The sequence below is a fragment of the uncultured Methylovirgula sp. genome (assembly GCF_947646745.1).
Lineage (GTDB): Bacteria > Pseudomonadota > Alphaproteobacteria > Rhizobiales > Beijerinckiaceae > Methylovirgula.
In genome coordinates this window covers 1-15,314 of sequence record NZ_CANSHK010000055.1, presented here as the reverse complement: position 1 = coordinate 15,314, position 15,314 = coordinate 1, and the positions used below count along the sequence as shown (strand labels likewise).

Annotated in this window: 15 protein-coding genes, 1 tRNA gene and 2 rRNA genes; 11 read left to right on the top strand and 7 right to left on the bottom strand. The window is 63.1% G+C overall.

Annotated elements, in window-relative coordinates:
* The 4 genes from Q0025_RS13810 to Q0025_RS13795 all read left to right on the top strand — a co-directional run.
* Positions 1-160, top strand: a 23S ribosomal RNA gene (locus Q0025_RS13810); the annotation flags it as partial.
* Between the two features lie 113 nt (positions 161-273).
* Positions 274-388 (top strand): 5S ribosomal RNA (gene rrf / locus Q0025_RS13805).
* A 157-nt stretch (positions 389-545) separates the two neighbouring features.
* Positions 546-622, top strand: a tRNA-Met gene (locus tag Q0025_RS13800).
* 156 nt (positions 623-778) lie between these two features.
* Entirely contained in the window at positions 779-1,213 is a 435-nt protein-coding gene (locus tag Q0025_RS13795; protein ID WP_297300110.1) for a nuclear transport factor 2 family protein, read from the top strand.
* An 11-nt stretch (positions 1,214-1,224) separates the two neighbouring features.
* Here Q0025_RS13795 and Q0025_RS13790 read toward each other — a convergent pair whose 3' ends face one another.
* Together Q0025_RS13790 and Q0025_RS13785 are read right to left on the bottom strand one after the other, a co-directional pair.
* Entirely contained in the window at positions 1,225-1,629 is a 405-nt protein-coding gene (locus tag Q0025_RS13790) for a GNAT family N-acetyltransferase (RefSeq protein WP_297300108.1), read from the bottom strand.
* Positions 1,630-1,734: 105 nt separating this feature from the next.
* Entirely contained in the window at positions 1,735-2,508 is a 774-nt protein-coding gene (locus Q0025_RS13785; RefSeq protein WP_297300106.1) for a VOC family protein, read from the bottom strand.
* A 90-nt stretch (positions 2,509-2,598) separates the two neighbouring features.
* On the opposite strand from Q0025_RS13785, the gene Q0025_RS13780 reads away from it, so the two are divergent.
* The gene (locus Q0025_RS13780; RefSeq protein WP_297300105.1) at positions 2,599-3,051 is read left to right on the top strand and encodes a MarR family transcriptional regulator; all 453 of its coding nucleotides are present in this window, start codon (positions 2,599-2,601) and stop codon (positions 3,049-3,051) included.
* Between the two features lie 3 nt (positions 3,052-3,054).
* On the opposite strand, the gene Q0025_RS13775 is transcribed toward Q0025_RS13780, so the two are convergent.
* Positions 3,055-3,225: a peptide ABC transporter permease gene (locus tag Q0025_RS13775; protein ID WP_297300103.1), complete on the bottom strand. Its 171-nt coding sequence runs from the start codon at positions 3,223-3,225 to the stop codon at positions 3,055-3,057.
* Between the two features lie 236 nt (positions 3,226-3,461).
* Here Q0025_RS13775 and Q0025_RS13770 point away from each other — a divergent pair, with 236 nt between their 5' ends.
* From Q0025_RS13770 to Q0025_RS13760, 3 genes are all read left to right on the top strand, one after another.
* The gene (locus Q0025_RS13770; protein WP_297300101.1) at positions 3,462-4,943 is read left to right on the top strand and encodes a DUF1800 domain-containing protein; all 1,482 of its coding nucleotides are present in this window, start codon (positions 3,462-3,464) and stop codon (positions 4,941-4,943) included.
* 4 nt (positions 4,944-4,947) lie between these two features.
* Positions 4,948-6,156, top strand: coding sequence for a DUF1501 domain-containing protein (locus Q0025_RS13765; RefSeq protein ID WP_297300099.1), 1,209 nt, complete (start codon positions 4,948-4,950; stop codon positions 6,154-6,156).
* Between the two features lie 179 nt (positions 6,157-6,335).
* Positions 6,336-8,294, top strand: coding sequence for an elongation factor G (locus tag Q0025_RS13760; protein ID WP_297300097.1), 1,959 nt, complete (start codon positions 6,336-6,338; stop codon positions 8,292-8,294).
* Here Q0025_RS13760 and Q0025_RS13755 read toward each other — a convergent pair.
* The 4 genes from Q0025_RS13755 to Q0025_RS13740 all read right to left on the bottom strand — a co-directional run bounded on the left by Q0025_RS13755 (position 8,291) and on the right by Q0025_RS13740 (position 12,977).
* Entirely contained in the window at positions 8,291-9,745 is a 1,455-nt protein-coding gene (locus Q0025_RS13755) for a deoxyribodipyrimidine photo-lyase (protein WP_297300095.1), read from the bottom strand. The two genes, Q0025_RS13760 and Q0025_RS13755, sit on opposite strands and share 4 nt — an antisense overlap.
* Positions 9,746-9,766: 21 nt before the next feature.
* On the bottom strand, positions 9,767-11,557 hold the full coding sequence (locus Q0025_RS13750; protein ID WP_297300093.1) for a c-type cytochrome: 1,791 nt from the start codon (positions 11,555-11,557) through the stop codon (positions 9,767-9,769).
* Between the two features lie 48 nt (positions 11,558-11,605).
* Positions 11,606-12,586 (bottom strand): hypothetical protein, encoded by a 981-nt coding sequence (locus Q0025_RS13745; protein ID WP_297300091.1) that lies wholly within the window; start codon positions 12,584-12,586, stop codon positions 11,606-11,608.
* Positions 12,587-12,755: 169 nt separating this feature from the next.
* Positions 12,756-12,977, bottom strand: coding sequence for a hypothetical protein (locus Q0025_RS13740; RefSeq protein WP_297300090.1), 222 nt, complete (start codon positions 12,975-12,977; stop codon positions 12,756-12,758).
* A 205-nt stretch (positions 12,978-13,182) separates the two neighbouring features.
* Between Q0025_RS13740 and Q0025_RS13735 the strand changes: the two genes are divergently transcribed.
* The 3 genes from Q0025_RS13735 to Q0025_RS13725 all read left to right on the top strand — a co-directional run bounded on the left by Q0025_RS13735 (position 13,183) and on the right by Q0025_RS13725 (position 15,236).
* Positions 13,183-13,782, top strand: a complete 600-nt coding sequence (locus Q0025_RS13735) for a LemA family protein (protein ID WP_297300088.1) — start codon at positions 13,183-13,185, stop codon at positions 13,780-13,782.
* A gap of 78 nt (positions 13,783-13,860) precedes the next feature.
* Complete coding sequence (locus Q0025_RS13730; protein ID WP_297300087.1) at positions 13,861-14,628, top strand: YgcG family protein; 768 nt, start codon at positions 13,861-13,863, stop codon at positions 14,626-14,628.
* Positions 14,628-15,236, top strand: a complete 609-nt coding sequence (locus Q0025_RS13725; protein WP_366939475.1) for a TPM domain-containing protein — start codon at positions 14,628-14,630, stop codon at positions 15,234-15,236. The genes Q0025_RS13730 and Q0025_RS13725 overlap by 1 nt, the downstream gene beginning before the upstream one ends.
* The last annotated feature ends 78 nt before the right edge of the window (positions 15,237-15,314 follow it).

Genomic DNA, 15,314 nt, shown 5'->3' with positions numbered 1-15,314 from the left:
TACGGACGGGATAACCGCTGAAAGCATCTAAGCGGGAAACCCACCTCAAAACGAGTTCTCCCTTGAGAGCCGTGGAAGACGACCACGTTGATAGGCCGGGTGTGGAAGCGCAGCAATGCGTGAAGCTTACCGGTACTAATAGCTCGATTGGCTTGATCGTTCTCATTAATCAATGCCCATCACGCATCGAGACGATGCGTAGAATCGGATCGCTTAAGACCCGCAGATCGCAAGATCTTGCGTCTGACCAGTTTGCTTCCTGCCTTTCGCCGGCCTGGTGACTCTTGCGAAGTGACTAGACCCGATCCCATCCCGAACTCGGCCGTCAAACGCTTCAGCGCCAATGGTACTATGTCTCAAGACCTGGGAGAGTAGGTCGTTGCCAGGCCTGCGAAGGGCAGGAAACCTCTTTACGTTCGCCAACGGCGGCTTTCACTTCGCGTGCAAGCCGCCGTTCGCTTTTTTTGCTGGTATTTTTTGTGTCCGGGATTAGGTTCGCCGCCGGATCGATACGCAAAGCGTTTTCTTTTGAAACGCTTTCTTGGCGCGGGGTGGAGCAGCCCGGTAGCTCGTCAGGCTCATAACCTGAAGGTCCCAGGTTCAAATCCTGGCCCCGCAACCAATTTTCTAAAATGCCATCACGTGAATAGACCGCTTCGGCGGTCTTTTTCATTTGCGCTGAATCTGCTTCCGCGGGGGCGGCACGCGCGGCTGATGGCGCGTGCTGTGATTCGGCGCGACGTCTGATAAGCACGCCGGCAAGTGTGGAGAACCCGAGATGCCGAGTCCGAGATATGCCGCCTACGAACCCGCCAAGCCTTACTTCGATCTGGTTCGAGGGGCGCTCGGCGATCGTGTCGAAGGCGAGCACTTCTTCGACGTTCTCGCTTTGGACGTCGTCTACGAGGTTCTCTACGACATTCCCGGTTGGCCGCGCGTTATCGAAGGGCGCGCCGACCTGATGGCCGCCTTCAGGGCCTATGTCGATAACATCGCGCTTCAATCCGCGGATCGGCTGATTGCCCACAGGACCGACGATGGCGAAGTCCTCGTCCTCGAATACGAGGTCCACGGAACCATTTTGGCGACGGGTGTGAAATACGATAACCGGTTTTGTTCCGTCATCAAAATTGACAACCGCAAAATCGCCCATTGGCGCGACTATATGGATTCGCTCGCAGCTTGGAACGCGTTGACGGCGCGCGTGCGCTGAGGACACCGACTTTAAACCGTCCGCGGAATGATCCAGCAGCTCTCGTGCCTCTTCATTCCGATCTTGGGATAATAGCTTTCAGCCGCCGGCGCCGAGAGCAGGATCAGCGTCGTCTGCGGCCCTGCCTGCGCCTGCGTCGCTTCGATCAGCCGCCGGCCGATGCCGCGGCGCTGATAGGCAGCATCGACGGCGAGGTCGGACAGATAGCAGCAATAGCTGAAATCGGTGATGGCGCGTGAGATGCCGACGAGTTTTGCGCCGTCCCGCGCCGTGGCGACGATATTCGCTTGGCGTAACATGCGCTCGAGACGGCCAAGATCTTTAGCCGGCCGTCGCGCGCTCAGCGTCGAGGCGACAAGCACATCGCGAAATTCTTCCGCCGAAAGATCCGGCTCGAACGCATAGACGATATCCATTTTCCGACCCACTGTAGCGACGCCCCGCTTGGGGCGGCCGCCACATTAGCATCGCCGACGCGTTATCGAATCATGCCGGATTGATCGGCACCCTAGCCCGACGCTTTAAGCAGCGCCCGCGTTGCGGCTGCCGACCAGCGCGAACGCTGCGCCCTGCGGATCGACGCCCTGAATAATCCAGGCGCCGCCGGGCACTTCTTGGGGGCCGTGATTGACCTTGCCGCCCGCTCCCACGACGCGCCCGACCGCCGCATCGATATCCGCCACGGCGAAATAATAGAGCCAATGCGGCTGGACGCTCATCGGATCGTTGAACATGCCGCCAAAGCCCATCGGCGCGCCCTCGTCGCCGAAGATGTGATAGCTGCCGAGCGGGCCGAGATCCATCGTCTGCATTTTCTTCCAGCCGAACAGCGCGTTGTAGAATGCGAAAGCCGTCTCCGCGTCGGCGGCGTGGAGTTCGTGCCAACCCGTCGTGCCGCGCGTCATCGGCTCGGCCTGCGGCATGTCACCGTTTGGCTTGAACAGGGCGAAAACGGCGCCCTGCGGGTCGCTCAGGACGGCGAAACGCCCGACATTGGGAATGTCCGTCGGCGCGTGGCACATTTTTGCGCCAAGCTTCTGCGCCTCCGCAGCTTTCGCGTCGACGTCGGCGACGCTGACATAGCCGAGCCAGGCAGGGCGCTCCTGAGCTTGCGGTGTCTCGGGCGGAAACTGCATCAGGCCGGCGACGGCAATCTCGCCGACGGTCAGCAAAGTATATTTGAACGCGCTCATGCCGGCATCGCGGGCGCCCCAGCCGACGACGTCGCGATAGAACCTTTCGGCCCCGGAAGCATCGGTGGTCATCAACTCGTACCAGACGAATTTTCCGGTCATGCCTTCCTCCCTCTCCGTGCCGCGCGTCCACACACAAGCGTGAGCGTCAAGGCTCTTGACGTATTATGTTGATATCAACATGATCCTTTTATGTCAAAAGCGCATGTGCCCTTCGAAACTACACTTTTCCTGCGCGACGCCTGCCTCTGCCTCAATGTGCAGCAGGCTGCACGCGCTTTGGCGCGCCGCTTCGACGACGCGCTGCGCCCGCTCGAGCTGACCAATGGCCAATTCTCGCTGCTCATGTCGCTCAACCGGGCGGAGCCGCCGCGCCTCGGCGATGTCGCGCAATTGCTGGCGATGGATCGAACGACCTTGACCGCGGCCTTGAAACCTCTGCAGCGCCGTGGCCTCGCCGCCGCGAAGCCCGACCCGCAAGACAAGCGCAGCCGACGCATCGCTTTGACCGCCGCCGGTCATCAATTGCTGTTGCGCGCGCTGCCAATTTGGAAGCGCCACCACGCCCGGCTGGAGAAGCATCTCGGCGCGCCCAACGCGCGGCGTTTGGCGGAAGAGTTGCAATTCCTGACGCGTCTGCTGTGATCCTCATCCGACGAGATGATGGCCGGCGTGCGCCAAGATCAACGAGAGGAAACCAAGAACGACCGCGCCAATCAGGCCGGCAAGAAAGATGATCCGCCGCGTCCGCGTGCGCAGGATGATCTCGCCTTGGCGCACGTCCTGATCCCTGTAGATCGGCGGTCGCATGTCACGCATGGCGTTGCCCTCCTCGACGAGGACAAACCGTGCCGTAGATGGATCGTTCCTTCGATGCTGAAGCCGACGCTGACGAGAAGCCCCTTCAGACACGGTTCACAATTGCAGCGCTAGGTTTTCGACATCGCGCAAATTCGAGGTGAGGCGTGCGCCAGCGGCTTGGGCTTCGCACAATTTTGCTTCTGGCGAGGGTGTTGCCCTTTGGCATGCCGGCTTTGGCCATGCCAGCTTCGGCCATGCCAGCTTCGGCCAGGCCAGGACTCGCCGCGCCGGTCGCCACGCCCGCCTATGACGCCAAGACGTTTTTGCTGCTCGATCGTCTGACTTTCGGCGCGACCGCCGCCGAGGCGGCACGGCTCAAGGCAATGGGCGCCGGCAATTGGCTCGAATTCGAACTGCATCCGCCGGCAAAGGACGATCTGCCGCCGCCGGTCCAGAGCGAGATCGATGCGCTGGGACTGAAACCCATGGGTGTGCTGGTTCCAGATTTTGCCGCTAAGGCGAAGGCGCTGCGGGCGATCACCGATTCCGATCTGCGCACTGCCGCGAGTCGCGCCTATCAACAGGAATTGAACGATTGCGCGAGGTTGACCGCTGACCGCACGATCCTGCGCGACCTCTATTCGCCGAACCAATTGCGCGAGGTGATGACCTGGTTCTGGTTGAATCACTTCAACGTGCATCAATACAAGGCCGATATCCGCGCCATGCTCGGCGATTACGAAGATATGCTGCGCGCCCACGCGCTTGGGCGCTTCCGCGATCTGCTCGAAGCGACGCTGCGCCAGCCGGCCATGCTGCGCTATCTCGACAATGCGCAGAACGCCGCCGGCCATCTCAATGAAAATTATGCGCGCGAGATCATGGAATTGCATACGCTCGGCGTCGGCGGGGGCTATACGCAGCAGGACGTCGAGGCGCTGGCACGCATTCTGACCGGTGTCGGCATCGACCTGTCGCCGACACCACCGCATCTGAAACCTGGGCTGCAAAGCGGGCTGGTGCGCGCCGGCCTCTTCGAATTCAATCCGGCGCGGCATGATTACAGCGACAAGATATTTCTCGGCCATAAGATCAAGGGCCGCGGTTTTGCTGAGGTCGAAGAAGCGCTCGACCTTCTTGCCCGCAGCCCGGCGACGGCGCGGCATATTTCGCGGGAGATCGCGACCTATTTCGTCACCGATGATCCGCCGTCGTCGCTCGTCGACAAGATGAGCAAGGTTTTCCTGCGCAGCGACGGGGATATTGCGGCGGTCCTGCGCACTATGGTGGATGCGCCGGAATTCACCGCACAGGCCGGGCAGAAGTTCAAGGACCCGGTGCGCTATGTACTCTCGGCCGTGCGGCTCGCTTATGAGGATCGGGTGATCCTCAACACCCAGCCGGTGCAGAATTGGCTCAACCGGCTGGCGGAAGGGTTTTACAATCACGATACGCCGGACGGCTATCCGCTCGTCTCAAGCTCCTGGGATGGCCCCGGGCAGATCGAGGCGCGTTTCGAGATCGCGCGCCAGATCGGCTCGGGTTCGGCCGGCTTGTTCAGGCCCGACGAACCGGGCGCTGCTGATCGTCCGGCTTTCCCGCAGCTGGAAAATGCGCTTTATTTCGGCGGTCTCGCACAGACGTTGCGGCCCGCGACGCGCGCGGTTCTCGATCAAGCGCAATCGCCGCAGGATTGGAACACGCTTTTCCTATCCTCGCCCGACTTCATGAGATGAAGCCATGAAACTCGATCGCCGCACTTTGCTGCAATCGGCCGCCGCGCTCGGCGCGCTGACGCTCGCCGGCCGTGCCTGGGCCACCCCGCAGACCAATACCAAGCTTCTCGTCGTCTTCTTGCGCGGTGCTTATGACGCCGCCAATGTTATCATTCCGACCGGCAGCGATTTCTATTATCGCGCCCGCCCCAATCTAGCCATCGCGCGGCCGGGCAGCCGGCCCGACCGGCCGGAGCTCGAAGCCGTCGCGCTCGACGGCGATTGGAGCCTGCATCCGGCCTTGCAGAACGCGCTGTTGCCGCTCTGGAAAAAACGCGAGATCGCCTTCATTCCCTTCGCCGGCACCGACGATCTGACGCGCAGCCATTTCGAGACGCAAGATACCATCGAACTCGGCCAATCGATCCATGCGACGCGCGATTTCAAATCGGGTTTTCTGGCACGGCTCGCCGGCGCCTTGACGGGAGCGAAGCCCATCGCCTTCACCAATCAAATGCCGCTCATCTTTCAGGGCCGCGGCGAGCCGGTGCCGAACATGGGCCTCAACATCGGCGGCCGGCCGGCGATCGACGATCATCACATCGCACTCATCACGCAAATGTATCAGGGCGATGGCCTCGCCGCCGCGGTGCAGGAAGGGTTCCACGTGCGCGACGACGTCTATCGCGCCATCTCGCGCGAGAGCGATGCGGCCAATCGCGGCGCGGTCTCGCCGAAAGGCTTCGAGCTTTCGGGCCGGCGCATCGCCCGTGTCATGCAGGACGGCTATAATCTCGCTTTCGTCGATGTCGGCGGCTGGGACACGCATGTCAATCAAGGCGGGGCCAGCGGCTATCTCGCTGACCGGCTCGGCGAGCTTGGGCGCGGCCTCGTCGCCTTTGCCGATGAACTCGGGCCGCAGGATTGGCACGATACGATCGTTGTCGTGATCTCCGAATTCGGCCGCACCTTCCGCGAGAACGGCGACAAGGGCACCGACCACGGCCATGGCAGCACTTACTGGGTGCTCGGCGGCGGCGTCAACGGTGGCCGCTTCCACGGGCCGCAGGTGAAAGTCGAAGAGGCGAGCCTGTTCCAGAACCGCGATTTTCCGGTGCTCACCGATTATCGCAGCCTGTTCGGCGGATTATTCAGAAAAATCTACGGCTTCGACGCAGCCAGATTGAACATGATCTTCCCCTCGGCCAAGCCGGTCGATCTCGCGCTTGTCTAAGTGCCGTCATTGCGCCGCGCTGCGGGGTTGCGGCGCGGCAAATCTTTCGTCGCGCCCATTGCGAATCGGCCTTGCGCCGTTCGCGCGTCGGATCAATCATGCCTCCGGAAGGAGCGGCATCGCTCCGGCGATCTGCTCCGCGCGCGGAACAATCTGCGCGCCAACAGGAGGAGACGCGCATGACAAGATCGGCTTGGAAGGCGGAGCCCGCGGGCCCACGCTCCGTCGCGCTTGTGGGCCCCTACGGCAGCGGAAAATCCACACTGTTCGATGCGCTGCTTGCGAGCGCCGGCGCGGCGCCGAAGCGTCAGGGCACGCGCAGCATGACGACCGAATTGCGGCTCGGTCATTGCACGTTTATGGGCGAGCCTTGGGCGCTCGTTGATTGCCCCGGCTCGGTCGAATTCGCCTATGAGACGGCGGCGGCGCTGGCGGCGGTCGATTTCGCCATTGTCGTTTGCGAGCCCTCGGCCGATCGGCTCGCCAACCTGCCGGTTCTCCTGAAGACGATCGAGGCGGCGGGTCTGCCGCATCTCATCTTCATCAACAAGATCGACACGCTCGCCGGCCAGGTCCGCGAGATCGTCGCGGCTTTGCAGCCGCATTCGCGTTATCCGCTCGTGCTGCGGCAGATTCCGATCCGCGAACATGATGCCATCACCGGCTATGTCGATGTCGTCAGCGAGCGCGCGTATCATTATTGCAGCGAGGATTCCGAGCGCGTCGCGTTGCCCAACGAATTGCGCGCGCCGGAGCAGGAGGCGCTTGCCGGGCTCACCGAAGTGCTCGCCGATCACGACGACGCTTTGCTCGAAAAGGTGATCGAGGATATCGCGCCGACCTGCGACGAGATTTTTGCGACGCTGCATAAGGATCAGGCGAGCGGCACGATCGTCCAGGTTCTTTTCGGCGCGGCCGCGCGGGGCCACGGCATCTTTCGTTTGTGGAAGGCCTTGCGCCATGATGTGCCGCCGGCGGCCGAGACGGCGAAGCGCCGCGGTATCGCGCCGTCGGACCAGCCGCTGGTGCAGATCTTCAAGACGGTTCACGCCGGCCAGGCGGCCTATGCCGGCAAGCTTTCCTATGCGCGGCTCTGGCGCGGCGGGCTGAGCGACGGCGCGCAACTCGACGGCAGCCGCGTCGGCGGCCTTTACCGCTTCGTCAACGGCGAGATTTCGCGCATCCAGTCCGTAGGGGCCGGCGAATTGGTCGCCATCGGCCGTCTCGAAAACGCGCTGACCGGCGCCGTGATCGGCGATACGGCGGCGCTTGCCTTTCCCGAGCCATCGGCGCCCGTCTATGCCTTCGCTATCGCCGCCAAGGACCGCAAGGACGACGTGAAATTGTCAGGCGCGCTGCGCAAGCTCGTCGAGGAAGATCCCTCGCTCAGCGTCGCGCATGCCCGCGAAACCGGCGAGACATTGCTCTGCGGCCAGGGCGAGATTCATCTGAACGGCGCGCTCGAGCGGCTGGCTTCGGTCTATAATTGCCAGATCCAAGTCACCACGCCGAAGGTCGCCTATAAGGAGACGATCAAGCATGACGTGAAGCAGCATTCGCGCTTGAAGCGCCAGACGGGCGGCCATGGCCAATTCGCCGACGTCGTGCTGGAGGTCGCACCGCGGGCGCGGGGAGAAGGCTTTTCCTTTATCGACAAGATCGTCGGCGGCGCCGTGCCGCGCCAATATATTCCCTCCGTCGGCGAGGCAGCCGAGGAAGCGATGCAGAAGGGCCCGCTTGGCTATCCGGTCGTCGATGTCGAAGTCACGCTGACCGACGGCAGCTTCCATTCGGTCGACAGTTCCGACATGGCCTTCCGCACCGCGACCCGCAGCGGCATTGCCGAAGCGCTGGCCAAGGCGGATCCCGTTCTGCTCGAACCGATCGATCATGTCACGGTGAGCGTGCCGAACCGTTTCACCGCCGCGGCGCAGCGTTTGCTCAGCGGTCGGCGCGGGCAAATCCTCGGCTATGCCGAGCACGAAGGCTGGCCGGGCTGGGACGATGTCGAAGCGCTGGTGCCCGCCGCCGAACTCGGCGATTTCATTCTTCAGTTGCGCGCCGAAACGACCGGGCTCGGCTCCTTTGCGCGGCGCTTCGATCATCTGGCCGAAGCGCGCGGCGGGAAGGGACATTAGATCAGCCTATCGAACGCGGCGAGCGCGCGCTGGCGTGCCGCGTCGTGTTCGACGATCGGATGCGGATAGGTTTCGCCGAGGCGGACGCCGGCGGCGATAAGATCTTGCGTCGCTGCCCATGGCTTGTGGATCAGCGGCGCGGGGAGTTTTGCGAGCTCGGGAATCCAACGGCGGATATAGATACCGTCCGGGTCGAACGTCTCGCTCTGTAGGAGCGGATTGAAAATACGGAAATAGGGTGCGGCGTCGGCGCCCGAGCCTGCAACCCATTGCCAGCTCGCGGCATTGCTGGCCGCATCGGCATCGACGAGCGTATCCCAAAACCAGCGCTCGCCGGCGCGCCAATCGATGAGCAAATGTTTGACGAGGAATGAGGCCGCGATCATGCGGACGCGGTTGTGCATCCAGCCCGTCGCCCAAAGTTCGCGCATCCCGGCATCGACGATCGGATAGCCGGTCAGGCCGCGCTGCCAGGCGCGCAAGGCTTTGCGGTCATGGCGCCAGGGCAGCGCATCGAAGCGGCTTTGGACATTTTTTGTCGCGAGATCGGGATGATAAAAGAGGAGATGATAGGAGAATTCGCGCCAGCCGAGTTCGGAGAAGAATTTGTCGCGGTCGGCGGCACTTGCCTTTGAGGCCCCGGTCATCGCGGCGGTCTGCGCCGCGTGCCAGATCTGCCGCGGCGAGATATTCCCCACATGCAGGAAGGGCGAGAGCCGCGAGGTCGAGGCCATGTCCGGCCGGTCGCGATTTGCCGCGTAACCGGGAAGGCCTTTTTTCAGGAAAAGGTCGAGTGCCTCCACGGCGCCGGCCTCGCCCGGTGCCCAGGCTTCGCGCAGGCCGCCGGCCCAATCGGGCTTGTGCGGCTCGAGTTGCAGCGCGGCAAGCGCGACGCTGGCGGCGCTTTTCGGTAACGGATGGAATGTCAGCGTTCGCGGCACGGTCAGCGGCGCGGCGGGTTCGCCCTTGGCGCACGCGGCACGCCAATAGGGCGTAAAGACTTGGAAGGGCTTTCCTGTCTTGCCGGCAACATGCCAAGGCTCGTGAAGCAGAGCGCCGTTGAAGCTCTCGGCGGCGATGCCGCGCGCCTTCAAGGCGCTTTTGATGTCGGCATCGATAGCGCGGCCCGCTTCGTCATAACGCCGGTTCCAGTAAACGGCGTTGGCCCCGCTCTCTCCGACGAGCCTGCCGATGACCGGCGCCGCCGCGCCGCGGAAGATATGGAGATCGCCGCCCAGCTTCCTCAGACCGGCTTTAAGGGCCGCGAGCGCGCCATGCAGCCACCAGCGCGCCGCGCCACCGGGCGCTCGCAGGCCGGGACTTTCGTCATCGAAGACAAAAATGCACAGGAGCGGCTGTTTCGTCAGCGCCGCGGCATGGAGCGCGGGATTATCCGCGAGGCGCAAGTCCTCGCGGAACCAGAGGATGATGGGGCGGGACGGATCGCTCACCCCGCTATTGGAGCCGCGAGGCTAGTCCTTTTGATGGCTCAGGCCCCAGACGTAAGCCGCGACGGCGACGATATCGGCCTGCGTCAGCGGCGCGCCGCCCTTGACCGGCATGACGCCCGGATAATCGCGCGGCTTCGGCACGCCATTGGTGATCGTCTTCTCGATGCCGGCGAGACTGCCGTCGCTCCAGATTTTCTTCGGCGTCGTCAGGTTCGGCCCTTGCGAGGAGCCCTTGGCGTCGGAGCCATGACAGCCGGCGCAGGTGCCGTAATCCACTTCGCCGTGGAAGATGCGGTCGCCGAGTGCCAGCTGATCGCGGCTGACCCCGGGCGCCAGCGGCAGCCCGGATGTATCGGCGCGCCCGGCATCAGGGTGGATGCCTTCGGGCGGCAGCGGATTGTTGGCCTCAGCGATCGTCTGGGCCGTGCCCGGCGCGGCCGCAACCGGCGCGTTCGGCGCGCCATGATAGGTCAGCCTCCAGATGCGGCCGTGAACGTCGTCTGAAATATAGAGCGAGCCGTCCGGCGCTCCGGTGATGCCGGAGGGCCGGAAGGCGGCGCGGCCGGGCTCCATATAGCGGCCGGCAAAGCCGTCGGCGAAGATGACGAAATCGCCTGCCGCCTTGCCGTCTTTCAACGGCTGGTAGACCACATTATAGCCGCCCTGCGGCAGCGGCGCGCGGTTCCACGAGCCGTGGAAGGCGACGAAGGCGCCGCCGCGATAAGCAGCCGGCACGGCGGCGAAATTATCGATATAGAGATCGTTCGGCGCCCAATGCGCCGGGAAGAAGGCGACCGGGGCTTTCTTTTCGGCGCAGACGCCCTGCGTCTTGCCGCCGTCGCCGCCATATTCCGGCGCCAGCACAAGCTTCTTCTGCAAGCCGTCGTAGTAACATTCGGGCCAGCCGAAATCGGCGCCCTTGGTCAGTTCGACGATCTCCTCCGCCGGCAATTCGGCGCTCTGCTTCGGCGTATAAAGAGACGGCCAGTTCTGCCAGAGCTGATCGCGGCCATGTTGAGTGACGAAGAGGCGGCCGTCGGCATCGAAGCCGAAGCCTTCGCCGTTGCGCAGGCCGGTCGCATAGCGCGCCGCGGGCGAAAATGTCTGGCCGATCTTGTCGGCGCTGTAGAGCCAGGTGCCGCCGCGGGTTTCAAGTTCGGTGCAGGGCTTGTGGCCGGGGGAGTTCTGCATCCGGTTCTCGCCCTGGCAGCTGTTCGTCGCCGAGCCCATATCGACGAACATCTGGCCCGACTTGTCGATGATAAACGGGTGCATCGGATGGTCGCCGGTGAGCGGCATGCCGGAAAGGACGGTTTGATATTTGTCCTTCGGCACGATCGCGCCTTTCTTCGACAAGGCGTAGCGGATGATCTTGTCGTTCTCTTCGGCATAAAGGCCGCCACCGAAATAATCGATGCCGGTGCCGCCGGCCGAGCCCTGCGCGACGCCGTCGCCGAAACGCTTGATGATATCGGCGTGGCCGGTGCCCTTGCTGTCCTTCAGCGCAAGGAGAAAGCCGCCGGCCGGCGGCCGGTCATTGTCGTAATAGCGTCCGCTCCACGTGTTGACGTAAAGCACGCCGTTCGGCGCCACGACCATCTGGCGCGCGTGTCCGAGATTGTCGGCAAAGATGGTCGCACACCAGCCGGGCGAAAGTTTCAAGCCGCCGTTGTTGCCGGGGCAGGCGTCCGCAGCGGCGGCCGGGGCGCTCGCCAGGCCAAGTCCCGCGAGAACTCCAGCACCAAGAATTCCTGCACCAAGAATTCCTGCACCAAGAGTCAAGGCCGTCGCGGCCTGGACAGGTTTCAACATCGCAAACTCCTCATATGATCTTTACGACGACGCGCCGCGGACGCGTTCTTACGGTTTGGGCATGGTCACCGCGACAAGCCGGAAGGGCAGCTCAGGCTTCGGATCGGCCTCGAACAGATGCTTCAATTGGCCTTCCGAGACCCAGAGCGTATCGCCGACCTGCGTCACGCTGGTTGGGCCGTTGAGGCCGTCCTTCAACGTCTCGACCGTTGCCTCGTTGCCGTCGAAGAGCACACGGTCGAGCTTGCCGACCCCTTCGACCAAGAGAAAGGCATCGCCGCCCAGCGGCCGCAACGCATCCGTCAATCCCAGCGGCTGCGAGGACTCGATACGGTTGATCGCGCCGGGCTTGCCGTCCTTGATGTCGATGCGGAACAATTTGGCGTCGTTGAACGTGTCGACGTAAAGATCGCCGTCCGCAGAAAAGGCAAGGCCGTCGAGACCGGAGCCGTTTGCCGGCGGATTGAACAATGGGTCGCTCTTCCAGACATTCAGCGTTTGCGTCGCCTGGTCGAGCTTCAGGATCTGCGGCTGCAGCGAATTCGTCACATAGACCGAGCCGTCTTTGCCGACCGCAATGTCGTTGCAGAAATTCTTCTTGCCGGGGAAACGCGCGCTGATCTTGCCGGCGCCGGTCTTCAGATCGAACCCCTTCAACCAACTGCCGGGGACGGTGCTGGGGCCGGGCACGCCGCGGCCGGATAAATCATTGGAACAGGCCCACAGCATGCCGGATTTCTCATCGGCGAATACGCCGAGGATGGAGCGCGTGCCGAAGGCGCCGGGTTTGATCCAGACTTGCGCTTGCGAAGCGCCCGGCGCGATGCGGACAATGCCGCCCGCGGCGAAGCTTCCGGCATAGAGCGTGCCATCGGCCGTCGATGTCACGCTTTCCGGATAGGCGTGGTCGCCGGGCAGGATGATCTCGGCAGGGCCAGCCTCTGCGGCCGCGCTGAATCCGAAGAGACCGCAGAACAGCCAGACGCGCAAAGCGCCGAGCCCATTGCGGCATTTCGCGAAATCGGACATGGCCTCTCCTGCTGCGATAGATCATGATGACAAGCCGTCACCGCCACCTATTTGGGCGATAACCGGACGCAACGCCAGCCTTGTTCCAAGAGATGTTACTCAGTCTGCGCTGCGAAGAAAACATGACGGCGTTGCGCGTCTTTCATGCGTCTTTCATCGCTGCCCCGGGCTAAAAGCCGACGCCGTCGAAATGCGCGATCGTCAGTGTCATCAGACCGCCATCGAGTGCGCGATGCAGGGTGATCGCTTGCATCTCGTCGCGTCGCGCCCGACGTATGGCTGAATTTGCATTGTCGAATTTGTCGCTCTCGGGCGCCGATTTGCCGGCAACCTCGACCTGCGCGGCAGCAGGGGATCTGCGACGCGGTCCTTGCGCGCCTAAGAGGCGCAATTGGCGCGCGTTCCTTGCTCGGCAACGCGACCGCATGAACACCTCACGGCCGCAGCTTGCCGGAACGCCGCGGTCTCTCCTGTCAGGCCATGGGCCCACCCTTAAGCGTAAAGCGCGATGGCGACGTGGCCGATTGACAGCGGCGCGCGAACCTTGGCTTAATCGCGCCGCCAGCTTAGCTGTTCCACTTCGTTACGAGGCCTTTATGAGCCATTCGCTGTCTCGCTTGCGCGCTCTTTTCCTCGTCGTTCTGCTCGGGCTTTCGGTTTCGGCCTGCGGCTACAATCAAATCCCGACCTTGCAGGAAAACGCCAAGGCGAAATGGGCCGACGTCCAGAACAATTATCAGCGCCGCGCCGATCTCATCCCCAATCTGGTCGCCACCGTCCAGGGCTATGCCAAGCAGGAAAAGGACGTGCTGACGCAGGTGACCGAAGCCCGCGCCAAGGCGACGCAAATTCATGTCGACGCCTCCGACCTCACCGACCCGGCGAAACTCAAGGCCTTTCAGGACGCGCAGGCGCAGCTCGGCGGCGCGCTCGGCCGTCTGCTCGCGGTCAGCGAGAATTATCCCGATCTCAAGTCGAACCAGAATTTTTTGGCGCTGCAATCGCAGCTTGAGGGAACCGAGAACCGCATCGCCGTCGCGCGCCGCGATTATATCGAGGCGGTGCGGCAATATAATACGGCGCTCGTGACCTTTCCCGGCGTGCTCTGGGCCTCGACGGTGTTCCGCAATGCCAAGCCGATGGCGGAATTCACCGCCAACGACAATGCCCCGACCGCGCCGCAAGTGAAGTTCTGAACGCAAGTTGCAAAATTCTGACCGGCTGGCGCCGGAGGCGCTGGAATGGTTCCGGACCGCTTAAAATTTTCCCCGGCAATGCCAAGCGCGCGCGCGATCATCGCAATCGTCGCGCTCGCTTATGCGCTGGCGCTCGGCTGCGTCGCGGCCTATGCCTATAGCTTCCCACCGCTCACCGGCCGCGTCGTCGATCAGGCGAATATCATTCCCGCCGACACGCAAGCGGCGATCACCCAGAAGCTCGCCGATCTCGAACAGAAGTCCGGCATCCAGCTTGTCGTGGCGACGGTCAATTCGCTCGAGGGCGGCGACATCGAGACCTATGCCAACGAACTCTTCCGCACCTGGAAGCTCGGCGAAAAGGACAAGAACAACGGCGTCTTGCTGCTTGTCGCGCCGCATGAACATAAGGTGCGAATCGAGGTCGGCTACGGGCTCGAGGGCACGCTGACCGATGCCCTGTCGAAGATCATCATCGCCAATGCGATGACACCGCATTTCAAAACCGGCGATTTTGGCGGCGGTATTTCGCGTGGCGTCGACGACATCATCACGGTCCTCACAACCGATTCGTCGGAATGGCAGCCGCGGCTGCAGGTCCGCGCCGATCAAGACAAAAATTCCGCAGCGATCGGTTGGGTGCTGATCGCAGGCTTCATCATCCTCATCGTCATGCTCGGCGTTTCGCCCGGCTTCCGGTGGTTTTTCTTCAACGTGCTCTTGAACATGCTGTTGAGCTCCGGCAGCTCGCGCGGCGGTTCTTCCGACGGCTCGTGGGGCGGCGGCGGCGGCTTTTCGGGCGGCGGCGGTTCGTCGGGCGGCGGCGGCGCCTCGGGGGATTGGTGATGCTCTCGGCTGACGACCGTACCCGTATTTCCGGCGCCATCCGTGCCGCCGAGGCGAAGACTTCGGGCGAGATCGTCTGCGTTCTGGCGGAAAGTTCGTCGCAGCCCGGCGCCCTGCCGATCCTGCTCGCGGCGATCGTTGCGCTGGCGCTGCCCTGGCTTCTCGTCGCTTACACGCAATTCGCCGTCGAGCGCATCCTGCTCGTGCAGAGCCTCGTCTTCCTGCTGCTTGCGATCCTGCTGCTCCTGCCGCCGGTCTATATCGCGCTCATCCCGCGCCGGGCGCGGCGGGCCGCGGCGCATCGCCTTGCCGCCGAGCAATTCGTGATCCGCGGCATCGCCCGGAAAAAGGACCGCAACGGCATTCTGATCTTCGTCTCCCTGGCCGAGCGTTATGCCCGCATCATGGCCGACGAAGGGATCGCTGCACGCGCCACGCAGGCACAATGGCAGGCGGCGATCGACACGCTCGTCACGCATATGCGGCAAGGCCGGATCGCCGACGGCTTCGTCGGCGCGATCGACGCCTGCGCCGATGTCCTGGCGGCACATTTTCCCGCCGCGCCCGCGCGCCAAGACGAATTGCCGGACCGGATTTACGTGATCTGAAGGTCCATGGCCAAAGATCGCGATGGATTAGAGCGGGATTCATGGCGAAAAACCGCTCACACTTTTTCGCATCCCGCT

Excerpts from the sequence above, each read along its gene's own strand:
- Q0025_RS13795 (WP_297300110.1), top strand. The coding sequence starts at position 779 with ATGCCGAGTCCGAGATATGCCGCCTACGAACCCGCCAAGCCTTACTTC.
- Q0025_RS13790 (WP_297300108.1), bottom strand. The coding sequence starts at position 1,629 with ATGGATATCGTCTATGCGTTCGAGCCGGATCTTTCGGCGGAAGAATTT.
- Q0025_RS13785 (WP_297300106.1), bottom strand. The coding sequence starts at position 2,508 with ATGACCGGAAAATTCGTCTGGTACGAGTTGATGACCACCGATGCTTCC.
- Q0025_RS13780 (WP_297300105.1), top strand. The coding sequence starts at position 2,599 with ATGTCAAAAGCGCATGTGCCCTTCGAAACTACACTTTTCCTGCGCGAC.
- Q0025_RS13775 (WP_297300103.1), bottom strand. The coding sequence starts at position 3,225 with ATGCGTGACATGCGACCGCCGATCTACAGGGATCAGGACGTGCGCCAA.
- Q0025_RS13770 (WP_297300101.1), top strand. The coding sequence starts at position 3,462 with ATGCCAGCTTCGGCCAGGCCAGGACTCGCCGCGCCGGTCGCCACGCCC.
- Q0025_RS13765 (WP_297300099.1), top strand. The coding sequence starts at position 4,948 with ATGAAACTCGATCGCCGCACTTTGCTGCAATCGGCCGCCGCGCTCGGC.
- Q0025_RS13760 (WP_297300097.1), top strand. The coding sequence starts at position 6,336 with ATGACAAGATCGGCTTGGAAGGCGGAGCCCGCGGGCCCACGCTCCGTC.
- Q0025_RS13750 (WP_297300093.1), bottom strand. The coding sequence starts at position 11,557 with ATGTTGAAACCTGTCCAGGCCGCGACGGCCTTGACTCTTGGTGCAGGA.
- Q0025_RS13745 (WP_297300091.1), bottom strand. The coding sequence starts at position 12,586 with ATGTCCGATTTCGCGAAATGCCGCAATGGGCTCGGCGCTTTGCGCGTC.
- Q0025_RS13735 (WP_297300088.1), top strand. The coding sequence starts at position 13,183 with ATGAGCCATTCGCTGTCTCGCTTGCGCGCTCTTTTCCTCGTCGTTCTG.
- Q0025_RS13730 (WP_297300087.1), top strand. The coding sequence starts at position 13,861 with ATGCCAAGCGCGCGCGCGATCATCGCAATCGTCGCGCTCGCTTATGCG.
- Q0025_RS13725 (WP_366939475.1), top strand. The coding sequence starts at position 14,628 with ATGCTCTCGGCTGACGACCGTACCCGTATTTCCGGCGCCATCCGTGCC.